Source organism: Mycoplasma sp. 1012 (assembly GCF_054343455.1).
This window is the reverse complement of the sequence record NZ_JBTGVG010000003.1, coordinates 20,552-37,076: the sequence shown is the minus strand read 5'-3', so window position 1 is coordinate 37,076 and position 16,525 is coordinate 20,552. Positions and strand designations below refer to the sequence as shown.

Sequence of the window (16,525 nt, the reverse complement as noted above, 5' to 3'; positions counted from 1 at the left end):
TTTATTTTTTAAATTTATCTCCGAATATGGAAATCATTTTTTCTTCTTCGATTTCTTTTTGAGTTTTATAAACTATTTCTGGTAATTCATTAAAAACATCAGGAAGAGTTTTTAATTCTTGCATTCTTTTTCATTTTTGAGACGCTAAGTCAAATAATTCTTTAGATATTGCAAAGAAATGAATTTCTTCTTCAAAAATTAGTTTATTTAACTCTCTAAAATTAATTTGAGACTTTACACTATTTAAAGCTCAAATTGAATTTTCATTTTCTGGAATAGCAGAAACTAAAATAAATTTATCAGTTGCAGTAATAATTTTAACATCTAATAAGTAATTAATGTATTCTTCATATTGTTTATTGCCAAGAGAAATTAGTTCCAAATTCTTTAGTTGCTCTTTTCTTTTTTGAAGAAAATCTCTTGAATTTGCTTTGGTTTTGAATAAACCAAACAAATTAATTACTTCATCTACAGTTAAAATATCTTCCTCGATAACTCCGATATCTATACTTTCTGTTTTAAGACCTGGTATTGGTTCATCTTCATCGTCTAAAAGAGAAAATGCAGATTTTTTTTCTTTTGTTTCTATTTTTATATTTTCAGTATTTTCTAAAGATAAATCATCATAAACTTTAATTTCATGCTTTTCAGTTTGTATATTTTCTTCATCTTTTTTGTTGTCTAAATTAATTTGATTAGTTTGATATATGTTTTCTTTAGTTTGTGTTAAATAATCTTGACTATTTATGATATTTTCTGTTTCTTGGTATTTTTCATCAATAGTTTCATTATCAAGTAAAATAACTTCTGTACTTTTCTTTAATAAAGTTGTATCGGTTAAGTCTTTATTTAAGTCTTGAGAAAAAATTGAAGTAATTTCTTGAGTTGCTTTATTGTTATTATCTTTAGAAGGATTGTTATTTATTTGAAATACGGAAGTATTTTTATTTTCTATTTCTTCATTTTGTTCTTCTGAAATTTCATCTTGTAGAAAACTTTCTTTAAAGATATTTGAATTTAAGTTTTCATTCTTTATTTCTGTTTTTTCTTTTATTAAAGAAGTTCTATTAATAGGATTTTCCTTTATTTCTTTTCCTTCTAAGAATAAACTATCTATTTTGTGTAAATTATTTGTTGTATTTTCTTTATTTATAATATTGACAGAATTGTCAATTTCTAAATTTTTTATTGCCTTTGCAACTTCAGAAATATTTTCAACTTTTACTGTTTCTTTTTGCTCGTTTTTTAAATTTTCATCAGAAGAATTATTATTTAAAAACAGGAGTTTTAATAATAAAATTTCAATAAAAGTTTTGTTATTTTCAATTACATATAAATTTTTTAAAGAATTATTTAATTCAGTAATAATATTAAAAGCATATTTTATATTTATATTAATATTTTCAACTTCTTGCTGTGATAATGTTTCTAAAATATTAACTTTTTTAGTTTTATGAAAAATTATATAATCTCTCAATACAATTAAAAAATTGTTGATAAATGATGCAAAATCTATACCCTTTTCAAAAAGAGAGTCAGCAATTTCTATAATTTTTTCTACAGAATTACTATTTAAATAATTTAATATTTGAACATAATCACCATTAGAAATAAGAGAGAAAATTTCTTCCACTTTTGTTAAAGTTAAATCATTATTAGAGAACAAAATTGCTTGTTCTAATAATGATAGTGCATCTCTTAAACCACCATCAGAAAGTTTTGCTATTTTTTCTATTGCCTTTATTTGGAAAGAAATTTTTTCTTTATTTAAAATTTCTTCTAACTGATTTGTGATTATGTTTTGATTAATTTTAGAAAAATTAAATTTTTGTAATCTTGATAAAACAGTTAAAGGTATTTTTTGTGGGTCAGTTGTAGCTAGAATAAAAATTATATGCTTTGGCGGTTCTTCTAGAGTTTTTAATAGAGCATTGAATGCTGATTTAGAAAGCATATGAACTTCATCGATAATATAAATTTTAAATTTAGAATTAGTTGGTAAATTTTGAATATTTTCTTTTAATTCCCTAATTTCATCAACTCCGTTATTTGATGCTGCATCCATTTCGATAATATCAAAATTTTTATTTATGTTGCTAATGCAAAAATCACAAGCATCAATGTTTTCTCTATGAGCACAATTAACAACAGTTGCAAAAATTTTTGCAACTGTGGTTTTTCCAGTTCCTCTTGGACCTGAAAAAAGATAAGCATGAGAGATTTTATTACTTATGATAATGTTTTCTAATGTTTTAATTATAAAATCTTGACCTTTTACATCACTGAATTTAGTTGGTCTATAAGTTCTATAAAGTGCTTGATAATCTTGTTTTTCCATATAACTATTATTTTAATATAAAATGGTTTAAAACCATAAAATATTATTACTCCTTTTTATTTTTTTATAATCATTCTTTAATTATAAATTTTAATAGAATATTTTAAATAGATTATTATATAATTTAATATATGAAAAAAAGATTAGTAACAGGCGTTCAAGCAACTGGTAAAATAACACTGGGTAATTATATTGGAGCAATTAAAAATACAGTAAAACTTCAAGAAGAATATGAATCTTTTATTTTTATCGCTGATTTACATAGTTTAACGTTGCCAATAGAAAGAAAAGATTTAAAACAATTTAGAGAAGATGTTTTTGCTTTATATTTAGCTTGTGGTTTAGATCCAGAAAAAAGCACAATTTTTTATCAATCTGATGTTGATGCTCATTCGGTTTTAAATTGATTTATTTTAGTAAACACCACTATGGGTGAACTATCAAGAATGACGCAATTTAAAGATAAAAGTAGTAAAATAAAAAATCAAAATGGAACATATTTAATTCCAACAGGGCTCTTTATTTATCCTACTTTAATGGCTTCAGACATCCTTCTTTATAATGCTGATATTGTGCCAGTAGGAATTGATCAAATTCAGCATTTAGAATTAACAAGAAACATTGCCGAAAGATTAAATAAAAGTTATAAAATGAATTTTAAATTACCAGAAGCTTATGTGCAAAAAACGGGTTCAAAAATTATGGGTTTACAAGATCCAACTAAGAAAATGTCCAAGTCTAATACTAATCAAAATGACTCCATTTTTTTATTGGATGATCCAGAAATTGCTTATAAAAAAATAATGAAAGCTGTTACTGATTCTGAAAACAAAGTTTATATTTCAAAAGACAAACCTGGGATATTGAATTTATTAACGATTTATAGTTCTTTGAAAGATATCACTTTAGAAGAAACTGAAACATTATTTAAAGAAAAAAATTATAAAGAATTTAAAGAATCAGTTGCTACTGTAGTTAAAGAATTTTTAACTAATTTACAGGAAAAATACAGAGATTGTAAAAAAAATATAAAAGAATTATCATTAAAAGGAAAAGAAAAAGCTAATTTAGTAGCTTTAAAAACAATTGAAAAATTTAAAGAAAGAATAGGATTATAAAATGAAATTTAATAAAGAATTAAACCATACAACAAGTCACTTATTAGCTGCTGCAGTTATTGAATTATATCCAAATGTTCAATTAGGATTTGGTCCTTCAACTGAAGAAGGTTTTTATTATGATTTTAAATTTGAAAAGCCAATAAGTGATGAAGATTTAAATAAAATTGAAAAGAAAATGAAAAGTTTAGCTTCTGGTGGTTACAAAATGGTAAAGACAAGTGGAGAAAATTATTCTTTTACAGATAAACCGTTTAAAAAAGAATTATATGATGAAATAATTTCTAAAAATCAAGAAGTAACATTTTATTCTTTAATAAATCCTTCTAACAATAAGATTCTTTTTGAAGACCTATGTTCAGGTGGTCATGAAAATTCAACATCAAAAATTAAACATTTTAAATTACTATCAATAGCTGGTGCATATTGAAGAGGAAAATCAGAAAATGAGCAGTTGACAAGAATTTACGGAACTTCTTGAGAAACTAAAGAAGAGTTAGATCAATTTTTAGAAATTTTAAAAGAAAGAAAAGAAAGAGATCATAGAAAAATTGGGAAAGAATTAAATATTTTTACTTTTTCACATCTTTCAGGTCAAGGACTTCCTATTTGATTAGAAGATGGAATGAAAATTAGAAACGCAATTAGAGATAGAATTTTATTTTTTGACAAAAAATATGGATTTAAAGAAGTTTTAACTCCACATTTTGGTTCAGAAGAACTTTACAAAACTTCTGGTCATTTAGAACATTATAAAGATGATATGTTTAAACCTATAGAGGTAGAAAATGAAAGATTAATTGCACGTCCTATGACTTGTCCACATCATATTATTTTATTTGATAGACAAAAAAGAAGTTATAAAGAACTACCTATACGTTATTCTGAGCAGTCAAGACTATATAGATATGAAAAATCAGGAGCTTTAACAGGACTTGAAAGAGTAAGAGGTATGGATTTAACTGAAGGTCATATTTTTGCTAGAAAAAGTCAAATTGTAGATGAATTTAAACATTTATATAAAATGATTATTGAAACATTAAATATGTTTAATATTAAATTAGATTATGTTTCTTTTTCTAAAAGAGATCCTGAAAATAAAGAAAAGTTTTTCAATAATGATGAAATGTGAAACCAAGCAGAAAGTGATTTAGAAAAAGTTTTAAAAGAATTGAATATTGACTATGAAGAAAAAATAGGAGAAGCAGCATTTTACGGACCAAAAATTGATTTTCAAGTAAAAACAGTTTTAAATCATGAAATTACTATGTCTACATTACAGTTAGATTTTCTGCTTCCTGAAAAATTTAAAATAAGTTTTATAAATGAAAATAATGAAAAGGAAACTCCAGTTTTAATCCATAGAGGTTTAATAGGGACATATGAAAGATTTATTTCTATTGTTCTTGAACAAACAAAGGGAAATTTACCATTTTGAGCAAGTCCAAGACAATTTGTTGTAATTCCAATTCAAAATGATAAACACTTAGAATTTGCAAAAAAAATAAAAGAAAAATTACAATTATTAAACTTTAATGTTGATTTAGATGATAGAGACGAAAGAATTAATAAAAAAATAAGAGAAGCGCAATTAATGAAGACAAAATACCAAATTATTATTGGTGATAATGAAATTAAAAATAATTTGGTTACTTATAGAAAATACGGTGAAGAAAACTCAACCAGTGAAAATGTTGATAATTTTATAATAAAAATGCTTCATAAATTACATTATAAAAAATAATGAGAATTACAAAAGTTCCAAGTTGATTATTTACTATTTTAATAGTTATAATTCCTATTTTAGTTATTTATTTCCTATTTTCTCCTGAAATTCAAAAAAAGGAAATCATAGAATATAAATATTTATGTTTAATAGGACTTTCTTATGTTATTTTATCTTTTATAATAATAACAATTTTTGTATATCTTAAAGTTTTAAAAATAAATTTTTTTAATTTTAATTTCCCATTAATTTTATCTTTATTTGTCATTTTAATTACTTATCAATTTACTGAATATTGAATTATTTTAAGAATATTTTTAATTATTTTGTGTTCTTTTTCTATAATTCCAATAATGTTAGTAACAGCAATTTTAAATAAAAAAAATACCCAAAAGGCAAATTTTTCTAAAAAATAATAAGGGTATTTTTTTATATTTTAATTTTTGATAATTTAGGTCAAATACCTAATGAAGAACAACCTACTCCAGTATGTATCATAACGGTAGCAGAAGCTATTTCGATATTTCCAAGTTCTAATTTTTCTTTATTAAATAAGTTAATAATTTCGTTTTTCATTTCTGAATCATTGGCATACATAAATTTAAATTCAAAATTTTCTAAATTATGTTTACCACCTATAAAATCGATTAATTTTTCTAAAACTTTTTCATAAGAACCTTTTAATGTTCTTTTTAATCCACCAAAATTAATTCCTTCTTCATCTACTTTGAGTAAAGGGATTAATTTAAGAGAATTAAGTAAGAGTTTTTTTACTCCCTTTAATCTTCCACCACGAATTAAAGAAGTTAGATCTTTAACAATTAAAAAATTCATACTTTTTTTAGCAACTCATTTTGATATTTCTAAAAGTTTATTTAGTTCAACGCCTTCATTAGATTTTTGAACTAAAAATTTACCCAGTTCTAGTGCTTCATCTGTAAAAAAGTGATTATCTATAATGTGAAATTTGTCTCCATATTGTTTAGATTCTACTAAAACTGTTTGATAAGTAGATGAAAGTTTTGAAGAAGTTAAAAAAACGATAACATTTTCATATTCGCTATTCATTTTTTTAAGTTTTTCTTGTATGGTTGCTAATGCAGGTAAAGAAGTGGAAGCACTGCTAGATTTTTTGACTAATTCTCAAATTTGTAAATTTGTTAATTCTTCTCCATTATCTATATAATCTTTTCCATCTATTGTAAATTGCAATGGAACCATTTCAAAACCATTATTTTCTATAGTTTGTTTAGAAATACCACCAAATGAGTCTAATAAAATACCTAATTTTTTCATAAGTATAATTATATAACTTTTTCCTTGATTTAAAAATATTTAGTTTTATTCCGTTAATTTTTAGGAGATTTGTTATTTAAATAATTTTCAAGTTGTTCAGGAGTTCCAAGTGAAATATAAACGTTTTCTTTTAAAGGCATTCATCCTATTTTTTCTTTATTTTCTAGCATTAAATTAAAAATATTAGACATATAAAATTCTTCTTTTATTTTTTTATTATAAATATGCATTTTTATGCAATAATCAATAAATTTTTTTCCATTTTTAAAAAAATAAAGACCAGAAATTGCTTGATTAGAAATAACTTCTTTTTCTTTTGTTTCTAAAACTAAATTATTTTTGTATTTTATGAAAGAAAAACTATTAGATGTAGAATAAAAAGTTGAAACAGCAGCATCAAATTTGTTTTGTAGAGAAAATTCTAAAAATTTTTGTGCTTCTTTTTCTAAATAAAAATTATCAACATCAGCAAAAATAACAGGTTTTTTATTATCTATAATTTTTCAAATAGAAAGAGCAGTGGAAGCAGCTCCAGTAGTTGTTTGATCTACAGTAAAAATTTTAATTTTATATTTTTTTTGTAAAGAACTAATTTCTTTTTTATAAATTGAAGTAAATTCTTTTTTCATTGCTAGAATAAATGTATTTTGCTTGTCAAAAGATTCTATCGCTAGTTCCAAGAATGTTTTATTTTCTATTTCAATAAAAGGTTTATCTGTTGTATAACCTTTTTCTTTAAACCTTTTTCCATTTCCTGCCATTAATATTACAATCTGTGCTTTTTGTGTTTTTTTATCTTTCTTTTGCATATTTTTTTAAAAAATCTTCATTAATTTTATCTCATCCTTCAAAGTGGATGGAGCGATCGCATATTGTAATATCACCATTAGGTTTTCCGAAAAAAATTTCATCATATTGAATGTTATGATTTTTTAACCACTCTAAAGTTACTAATCCTATATTTTTCATAACTTTTCCTATATTATGATTTTGAGTTTGCATATTTCTTGCTGTATTAATAATAATTGTGTGCCCTTTTTGTTTCATTTCATCTATAAATTCTTTTGCTCCTGGCAAAGGTTTTACTTCAGAATAAGATTGATTTTCTTTTTTTATTTCACAAATAGTACCATCTAAATCTATAACTATTCTCATTTATCCTCCGATTTTAATAAATCATTGAAAATTTCGATAGATTTTAAATAAAAGATTTTTTGATGAATTTTAGATTCTTTATGTAATGGAATCATAGTTAAAAACAATAAACCTTCAATTAATTTAATTTCATCAAAAGAAATTTGAAATATTTCAGTAATTTTTTTATTAAAATAAAGCAAAATTTCTTTATTTTCTTTGTCAGAAAAAGGAAAATTTTCTTTTAGAATAAAATTATTAGAATTTTCTTGGAAAGAAAAATTATTATGTACAATTCAGTCATATTTTCCAAAAATACTATGACTTAATTTGGCTAAATCGTATCTTAAATCTCCTATAACATCTCTGTAATAATCAAATCTACCTCTTGGATCTACTAATTTAATTTCTTTTGTTTTTTCATTAAATAAAATGTTACTAAAGAAAAAATCTCCATGAACAATTGAAAGTAACTCTCTATTTATTAATTTTTTTTCAATCAAATTAAAAACTTTTTCTTTAATTTGATTGAAAGGTTTCAATTCTTTATTATTAAAAATTATTTTTTTATTAATATCTACAAATTCCGATTCATTTATTTGACTTATTCTGTTATTTGTTTTTTCAATATAAATAAAACGAGATAAAGAATCATCTTTATTTTCATAAGGGTTTAAAAAAGAAGTATCTTTAAATTGTTTTAATACATAAAATAATTTGTTAATTAATTCATAAAAATTATTTATATAAACTTTTTTTTGTAAATAGTTATAAATATTAGGAAAATCTACAAAATCCATAACTATTGTACTAAAATCATTTAGTTCTTGATATAAATAAATGTTAGGGATGAATTTTTTTAAGTTTTGAGGCAATTTTATAAATCAATAATATTCATCTAATATTTTGTTTTTATCAGCAGAACTTTTGTATATCAAGTTATTTTTCTTTTCTATTGAGTTAAAATATCTTGATAAAAATTCTTTATTTATTTTTTCTTTCATTTGTAGATTCCTTTAGATAATGTTCTTTATTTTGGGATTTTTCTTTCTTTAATTTTAAAATATTTTTCTTAGAAAAGATAAAAAATATTTTAATTAAATGTTGTTTAAATAGTTCTTTGATGCAAAATTTTATTGCTAACTTAAAAAAAGTAAATTGAATTTTAGAGTTTTTTGTAGGTATTTTGTAAGGTATGCTAGGCAGTTCTTCTTTTCTTTCAAACTTATATTTATTTGCTATTTTTCAATTTGGTTCATATGTATCTATATAATATTTTAAAAAAGAAATATATTTTTTATTAAAAGGTTGTGTACCAAGATTTAGTAAAGAAATTTTGGTAACCGCTTTATATCTGGGTTTTAAATTATAAAAACCTATTTGTTTAGATTCTAAAGTTATAAAATTTTCATTTATATACTTGTCAAATTCTTCTTTTTTCTTTAAATCATCACCAACAACTTCTTCTAAATTTAAATTAGTATTTTCCTTAAAAACAAACTGAGGTAAATAATTTTCTGGATGCATTTTTACAGGAAGAAAGTCATTTTTCTTATTAAAATAAGCAAATTCATTTAAGTCTTTTATTAACTGAACTGGTTCTCAAAATTTTTTCACATCTGTTGTCAAACCAAAATTTAATCAGTCAGATATATGTAAATAAGCATAATCAATTTTACCATAACTTAAATTATTGTAATCACAACTAAAAAAAGTAGAAGAAATTAATCTTTTGTCAAATATCTTATATTTTTCATCTCTTTTGTGAAAAAAACTTGCAAAATCATTTAGAATATTATCATTTTTGAAATATAAATCATTTCTAATTCTTAAAACATATTTGGTTTTAACTTCTTTTAAACCATTTTGAGTTGCAACAATAATTCTATTAATATTAATACCATATTTAAATTTAGTTATATAAAAACCACCAGGATCCTTGTTTAAAATAAATTTACTAACTTTTGGATTTTCATCAATTTCATCATTTTCTCAACATGATACCAAAATTGGCGATTTAGGAAAACGTTTTTTTAATGAATTAATGCTTTTTTTAGTATATTTATCATATTTTCCGTTAATTAGAATTGTCACATCTTCTTGATTAATTTTTTGCATTTTAAATATTGAAATAATAGTTATAACCTATTTTTTCAAGAATCCTTTCGTTTTTAATTATATTATTTTTATTTTCATAAATTATTGTTATTTTGTTGGTAGAACAAATTTTATTTAATGTTTCTAAAGAAATTAAAAAGGAATCATCTTCTATGTTATTTAATATTTCATAAGAAATTACTAAAAATTTAGGTTTTATTTCTTTTAAGATAGAAAACAACGATAAATTTATTTTTTGAACATAAATTCCTCATCTGTCAAAAGCTAATTCTTTATGTTTGGATGCTTCTTTAAATTTTTTTAAAAACATAGAATAACTTTTAATTCTGATAATTAAATTAGAAGTATTTTTATCTAATTTATTTCAATAATTTAAAAATACATCTGTATATGTATAAATAAAATTATGATTTTTTTCTTCACTTTTTAACTCAATATCTTTTTTGAGAATTTTTTCAGCTATTTTTATTTTTTCTCTAACAAAAAGAAATTTTTTAATTTCGGGGCGAATGTTATCTATTTCTATTTCACCAATTTTTCTTTTGCCTCTTCTTAATTCTAATTTGTTTGTTGTTATTACATCTCTTTTAAGAATTTCTTTAAATTCTTCAATAGCCTTATCGTATTTTTCTAATTCTTCTGTATATTCTAAAAAATAAGGATGTTCAAGTTCAATAGTTTTATTAACATTTTTAGATTTTCATAGTGAGAAGTTAATCATTTTTTTTATTTTTCCTGAACTTGAATTTTGTTGAGTTTTATTATCAATAATAACAACAGATTGTTCCGAAAAGAAAAAATTATTTTTTAATTTTGAAAATAATTTATATAGTTTATATTTTATTTTGTTTATTTTTCTTTTATTATTTGAATTAAAAGCTAGAATTAATATTCCTTCTTCTAAAAACAGTTGTTTTATTTTAAAATAAAGTAAAAAATTATTATACACAAGTTCTTCTAAAATGTTTTTGGAAATAGATTCATTTATAAATCATGTACTTAAAGAAAAATTGAAAAATAAGGAAAATCTTTTATTAGTTTTAAAATTTTTGATTTTCATAATTTTAATTTTTTTTACAATTTTTTGTAAAAATTTAATATTTATTTTGCTATATCTATTTCTATAAATAAATATATATTTTCCACCTTCATTTGAAAAAATAAATTTATATTTTTTATTTGTTTCTTTTTTGTTTTCTTTATCAATTATATTTAAATCTAACTCTTTATTAGATCAAGTTTTCATATTTTCAATAAATTTGCTACGATCTTTTGCATCAATTAAAAGTATAAAATCATTTAATTTAACTCAATTTCCTGTATAAATATTTAATTTATTTTTAAAAACTTCTAAAACACTGTCTTTAAATTTAGAATCTATTACTCTTATTCTTTCGTTTTCTTCATCAAAACTTAAAGGAATGATAATAGAACTATTTTTTAAAATATGTTTTTCATTTTTGGAATAAACAAAAAATAAAATTCCTGATGCCGTTATACATAACAAAATAATAATAACTACTAAAATAATACCTAAATGATCTAATTGAAAATTATTTTTAGTCATAATCTTAGATAGGTGTTATCCTTTCTAAAGATTTGTGCTGTTTCATTATTTTTTTGGTCGCATCTTTTTCAGGTAAGTTTTTGAACTTAACAATTATTGTATCACCTTCTTCAGCAAGAACTATTCCTTCTCCAAAAACAATGTGATTTACTAAATCACCAGCAACTAAATTGATTGTTTTATCATTTCTTTTATAGTTTAATTGCCCATCATTAGTTCTTTTTGTGAAATTTTGTAAAATTTCAGATTTTATTCCCATTTCTGAAATAAATCTAGAAGTTTGAGAATATGCTTGATTTTCAAAATAGTTTCCACCAGAATCAGAAATAAATAATCTTTCTTTAGCTCTTGTGATAGCTACATAAGCAAGTCTTCTTTCTTCTTCTATATTTTCTTCATCTTTTAAAGTTCTTTTATTTGGGCAAATACCCTCAGCCATTCCTACTAAAAATACATTTTGAAACTCTAATCCTTTGGAACTGTGTATTGTCATTAAAGTTACAGTATTTGGTTCGTAATTAGAATCATCACTATCTGTTAATAAAGAAATTTCGTGTAAATAATCATTTAATGTTAAATTAGGATTTTTAGATTCTCAAGATTTAATCCCTTGCATTAAACTATGCAAATTATTTAGAGCATCTTGTTTATCTAAAATGTTTTTAATTGAACTTATGTATTTAATTTTTTCAATAAATTTTTCAAGAACAAAGGATATGCTTTTTTCACTTTTTAGCAGTTTTCTTGCGAAGTTAATAGAATTTAAAAAATCAACCAGTTCTTTTTGAAGAGAATGATTTAAAGGTAATTCTTCAAATCCTTCTTCTTTCATATAAGTCTTTCTGTTAGTGAAATAATCAATTAAACAATCAAAAAGGGCAACATTTCTTTTGTTTGCATACTCAGTTAATTTTTGAATTGCTGAAGGACCAATTTTTCTAGAAGGAATGTTTATAATTCTTAGTAAACCAACAGTTGAACCGTCATTTATAACCTTTAGATAAGCGATTAAATCTTTTATAACTTTTTTTTCAAAAAATTTAGTTCCACCTAAAAGTTGATAAGGGATATTTTCTTTAATTAAAGCTTCTTCAAAAGCTCTTGAATAAAAACCGGAACGATATAAAATTGCTATATTTTTAAGTTGAACTTTTTTTCTTTTTAAATCATTTATTTCTTCTGCAACTCATCTGGCTTCAACTTCTACATTGAAAGAATGGTGAAATACAATTTCTTCATTTGAAATATTATCGGTGAATAAGTTTTTTTCTAAACGATTTTTATTATTTTTAATCAAAGAGTTGGCTGCATTTAGTATTTGATTGGTAGAACGGTAGTTTTGATCCAGGGTAATTGTTAAGGCCCCTGGGAAAAATTTATCAAAATTTAAAATTAATTCCACATCAGCACCTCTTCAAGTATAAATTGTTTGATCAGGATCTCCAACAACTGTTAAAATATTTTTTTCTCCAGTTAAATGTTTAATAATTTCGAATTGCAATTCTGATGTATCTTGAAATTCATCAACTAGAATATGAGAAAATTTATTTCTTCATTTTTCCTTTATTTCTGGAAATTGTTGAAAGATTTTAACGGTAAAAATCATTAAATCATCAAAGTCTAATGCTTTTAATAATTTTAATTCTTTTGAGTATTCAGTATAAAGATCAACTATTATTTCATCATCTTCTTCTAATTTATCTATATCTATTTCTTCTGGTAAAATTTCTAAATTTTTTCATTTAGAAATTTTTTCTAAAACAGTTGAATAATTAATATCTCTATTTGTTATTTTTAATTTTCTATATATGTTTTCTAAAATATTTTTTTGATCTGAAGAATCAAGAATATCGAAATTAGAATTATAATCTTTGAGATTGGTGATTTCTCTTCTTAAAATATAGTTACATAAAGAGTGAAAAGTACTTATAAAAACTTCATTTCCTTTTTCTTCAACTAAATTTATAACTCTTTCTTTCATTTCGTTTGAGGCTTTATTAGTAAAAGTAACTGCTAAAATTTTTTTAGCATCAGTAATTTTATTTTCAACTAAGTAAGCTATTTTTCTTGTTAATACTCCTGTTTTACCACTACCAGCTCCGGCAATTATTCGAAGATGACCTTGATTATAAACAACAGCACTTTTTTGTTTATCATTTAAATTTGAGAGAATTTTTACATTATTATCATTCTTCATAATAATCTCCTTTCGTGTCTCACTGCACTTTGGTTCAATTTAGGTTTTTGATTTCTAAAGGTTTTTGAGTTTCGATGAATTTATTTTTGTATACTAATTTGCTTTTGGAAAAAATATTTATGATGTTCTTTTTTGGATTAAATATGTTGAAAAAAAATAAAATTAAAAGCAAAATAAAGTTAAAGTTAGAAAAGGCGATAAAAATATTTATTAAAACTTTTTCTAATGAATTCAAATTACTAAATTGCTTATTTTTATCTTTTAGTAAACTGTTGCTAGAAACAATTTTCTGTGATAATTGAGGGTTAATTAAAAGAATAAAAAGAAAAATTAATATAACTCAATTCAAAGAAAAAAATAAATTTCTTTTTAATAAGCAAGAAAGCAATTCTTTTTTGTTTACTTTTTTTTCTGTTTGTAATTCTAATTTACAAATTATTTTTCCAATACTATTGCCTTGATTTAACAAAGGAATAAGTAATTGGAAAGCTAAAATAAATATAATTTGAAAAAAAAGTCAAAAATAATAAGCTAAGTTATAATTGTTTTTAAATATTAAAAAGAATAAAAAACCTAAAGAAGAAAAAGCAAAAGAGAAATATAATAAAATATCAATTAAAGAAGAGAGAAACTTTATTGAAAGACTCGCTTCTGCTTTAGTTAAATTTTTTTGGAAATTGAATGTCATTTTGATGGGGCTGTATTTTCTGTAATAAGTTTACTTTCGTTACTGTTTAATAGGATGTATTTATTTACTGATAAAAGTAAATTAAATTCATTTTTTCTTAATAATTTTAATTTTTCATAATATTTTAAAACAGTTATTGGAAATTCTTCTTGTCTTGTTAATAGTCTTGTTAATAGAGATTTTTTAGTTACTCCTAAAATTACAGGAATAAAAATTTGTAAAAAGAAAAGTTTGGCATATAAAATCTCTTCCATAAATTCAATTTTATTTTCTCTTGTGAAATTTTCAATATTTTTTCAGTCCCTAATAACTTGTGAAGGGTTAAAAATGCTTATTTCATTATTTCATTCATTAACGATGATTTCATCGATATAGACATAACTTTCTAAAAAGGGTAGTGTTTTGTATAGTATTTCAATCAAATATTTAGAACTAGCATCTTTGAAATTTGTGTTTGCTGTTATTTCTAAAAATTTATTTGTGTTAAAAAATTTGTTAAAAATAATTGGAAAAGTGTATGCAATTACCTTTTTGTCTTCTTGAATTTTAAAAATTTTATTGTCTTGAATTCTTTTTTTAGGTTCTAATTGAAAAAAACCTTTAAATTTAGGCTTAAATTCAATAATGTCAACCTTGTATTTTTTTTCAATTTCAATAAATCTTTTGACAAAAAAGTTTTTTAAATTAGTTTCAGGAAAAACAACAATAAAATATTCTCCAACTGCTTTTGTAAGCATATCAAAAATATCACGAATAACACCTTGTCTTTTTGTATTAATTAAAATTTTTAATTTATCTTTGAAAAGTTCTTTATATTCATAAACTAAATTCAATTCATCATTTGTAGGTTTGTTGATTGTTACAATCACTTCAAAATCTTCGTTTTTTTGTTGAACATAACAAGAGTCTAAAAGAGATTTAAGTTCATTTTTTTGTTTATATGATGGGATTAATATTGATAATTTCATTTTTACTCCTTTATTTACATTTTTAAGTTATTAACTGTTCTTGGGAAAGGAATAGTATCTCTAATATTGTCGATTCCTGTAACATACATAACAAGTCTTTCAAAACCAAGTCCAAATCCTGATGAACCAGCATCACCAAATCTTCTTAAATCTAAATATCATTTTAAATCGTCTTCTGGGATTGATAATTCACGAACTCTTTCTAGTAATTTTTCATAACGAACTTCTCTTTGGGAACCACCGATTAATTCACCAATACCTGGAACTAATAAATCAAAAGCAGCAACTGTTTTATTATCATCATTTTGATACATATAGAAAGCTTTGAATTCTTTTGGATAATTTATAACAGCAACAGGCCCGTTAAATAATTTTTCTGCTAAGTATTTTTCGTGTTCTGTAGCTAAATCTAAACCAAAATAAATATTTTTTTCTTCAAAAATATCTTTTACTTTTATTAATTCTGCTATAGCGTCTTTATAATCGATAATAGAAAGTGTTTTGTTTAAAAATAAATTTAGTTTTTCTCTCAAGTTTTTATCAACAATTTCTTCTAAAAAATCAAATTCTAATTTATGTTTTTCTAAAGTGTTTTTAATAACGGTTTTTAACATATGGTCAGATAATTTAATCACATCTTGCAATTCGTAAAAAGCGATTTCAGGTTCAACCATTCAAAATTCTGCTGCATGCTTTTTAGTGTGAGAATTTTCAGCTCTAAATGTTGGAGCAAAAGTATAAACCTTTTTCATTCCAATTGCATAAGATTCAGCGTGTAATTGACCAGTAACACCTAAAGTTGCTTTTTTTCCAAAAAACATTTTTTCATTTTCTGAATCCACAACAAAAGTTTCTCCTGCTCCTTCTCCGTCGTTAGAAGTTATGATAGGTGCTGAAACATAAAGGAAATTATGATTAGAGAAAAATTTATGAATTTCTATCGCCAAAGTAGAACGAATTAGCATTATAGCTTTTATTAATTTTGTTCTGTGTCTTAAATGAGGTATTTCTCTTAAAAATTCCATCGAAATTTCTTTTTTCTGAATTGGAAAATCTTCATCTGTATTTTTTAATAACTTAAATTCATCAGCTTGAAGTTCGATAGGTTGCTTTGAATTTGGGGTGTAATTTAAAACACCTTTAACATAAATAGCTGCTCCATCCCTTGCCTTATCGACTTCTTGTAAATTGATTTTTTCGTTTTTTAAAACTACCTGCAAATTAACTATTGTAGAACCATCATTTATTTCTAAAAATTTAATTTTTGTATTTCCTCTTAAGTTTGTTAGTCATCCTTGAATACTAAAAAATTTTTTATCATTTTCTTTAGCATTTAATATTACATTTTTTATACTTTTCATTGTTGCCTGCTTTC

The 16,525-nt window shown here is 22.8% G+C and carries 14 protein-coding genes; 3 read left to right on the top strand and 11 right to left on the bottom strand.

What is annotated here, in order from left to right; translation table 4 throughout:
- Position 1: 1 nt before the first annotated feature.
- Positions 2-2,338, bottom strand: coding sequence for a DNA polymerase III subunit gamma/tau (dnaX, locus tag ACXX89_RS00890; protein WP_458557315.1), 2,337 nt, complete (start codon positions 2,336-2,338; stop codon positions 2-4).
- Between the two features lie 131 nt (positions 2,339-2,469).
- Between dnaX and trpS the strand changes: the two genes are divergently transcribed.
- The 3 genes from trpS to ACXX89_RS00875 are packed head-to-tail and all read left to right on the top strand — an operon-like array spanning position 2,470 to position 5,598.
- Complete coding sequence (gene trpS, locus ACXX89_RS00885) at positions 2,470-3,456, top strand: tryptophan--tRNA ligase (RefSeq protein ID WP_458557314.1); 987 nt, start codon at positions 2,470-2,472, stop codon at positions 3,454-3,456.
- Position 3,457: 1 nt separating this feature from the next.
- Positions 3,458-5,200 carry a threonine--tRNA ligase gene (thrS, locus tag ACXX89_RS00880; protein ID WP_458557313.1) on the top strand — a complete coding sequence of 581 codons (1,743 nt, stop codon included), beginning with the start codon at positions 3,458-3,460 and terminating at the stop codon, positions 5,198-5,200.
- Positions 5,200-5,598, top strand: a complete 399-nt coding sequence (locus tag ACXX89_RS00875; protein WP_458557312.1) for an MAG3450 family membrane protein — start codon at positions 5,200-5,202, stop codon at positions 5,596-5,598. The genes thrS and ACXX89_RS00875 overlap by 1 nt, the downstream gene beginning before the upstream one ends.
- 13 nt (positions 5,599-5,611) lie before the next feature.
- Here the strand turns inward: ACXX89_RS00875 and ACXX89_RS00870 are convergent, their stop codons facing one another.
- The 10 genes from ACXX89_RS00870 to asnS are packed head-to-tail and all read right to left on the bottom strand — an operon-like array spanning position 5,612 to position 16,511.
- A complete protein-coding gene (locus ACXX89_RS00870) occupies positions 5,612-6,478 on the bottom strand; it encodes a DegV family protein (protein WP_436359021.1) in 867 nt (288 codons plus the stop codon).
- Positions 6,479-6,531: 53 nt separating this feature from the next.
- On the bottom strand, positions 6,532-7,287 hold the full coding sequence (locus ACXX89_RS00865) for a sugar phosphate nucleotidyltransferase (protein WP_458557311.1): 756 nt from the start codon (positions 7,285-7,287) through the stop codon (positions 6,532-6,534).
- Positions 7,271-7,633, bottom strand: a complete 363-nt coding sequence (locus tag ACXX89_RS00860) for an HAD hydrolase family protein (protein ID WP_458557310.1) — start codon at positions 7,631-7,633, stop codon at positions 7,271-7,273. Before ACXX89_RS00860 ends, ACXX89_RS00865 begins: the two co-directional genes overlap by 17 nt.
- On the bottom strand, positions 7,624-8,616 hold the full coding sequence (locus ACXX89_RS00855; RefSeq protein ID WP_458557309.1) for a hypothetical protein: 993 nt from the start codon (positions 8,614-8,616) through the stop codon (positions 7,624-7,626). The genes ACXX89_RS00860 and ACXX89_RS00855 overlap by 10 nt, the downstream gene beginning before the upstream one ends.
- A complete protein-coding gene (locus ACXX89_RS00850; protein ID WP_458557308.1) occupies positions 8,597-9,730 on the bottom strand; it encodes a WavE lipopolysaccharide synthesis family protein in 1,134 nt (377 codons plus the stop codon). The genes ACXX89_RS00855 and ACXX89_RS00850 overlap by 20 nt, the downstream gene beginning before the upstream one ends.
- A gap of 1 nt (position 9,731) precedes the next feature.
- Positions 9,732-11,297 (bottom strand): MHO_4530 family protein, encoded by a 1,566-nt coding sequence (locus ACXX89_RS00845; protein WP_458557307.1) that lies wholly within the window; start codon positions 11,295-11,297, stop codon positions 9,732-9,734.
- Positions 11,298-11,301: 4 nt separating this feature from the next.
- A complete protein-coding gene (locus tag ACXX89_RS00840; protein WP_458557306.1) occupies positions 11,302-13,494 on the bottom strand; it encodes an ATP-dependent helicase in 2,193 nt (730 codons plus the stop codon).
- Positions 13,481-14,182, bottom strand: a complete 702-nt coding sequence (locus ACXX89_RS00835; RefSeq protein WP_458557305.1) for a hypothetical protein — start codon at positions 14,180-14,182, stop codon at positions 13,481-13,483. The genes ACXX89_RS00840 and ACXX89_RS00835 overlap by 14 nt, the downstream gene beginning before the upstream one ends.
- On the bottom strand, positions 14,155-15,150 hold the full coding sequence (locus tag ACXX89_RS00830) for a glycosyltransferase family 2 protein (protein WP_458557304.1): 996 nt from the start codon (positions 15,148-15,150) through the stop codon (positions 14,155-14,157). The genes ACXX89_RS00835 and ACXX89_RS00830 overlap by 28 nt, the downstream gene beginning before the upstream one ends.
- 14 nt (positions 15,151-15,164) lie before the next feature.
- Positions 15,165-16,511: an asparagine--tRNA ligase gene (asnS, locus tag ACXX89_RS00825; RefSeq protein ID WP_458557303.1), complete on the bottom strand. Its 1,347-nt coding sequence runs from the start codon at positions 16,509-16,511 to the stop codon at positions 15,165-15,167.
- Between the last annotated feature and the right edge of the window lie 14 nt (positions 16,512-16,525).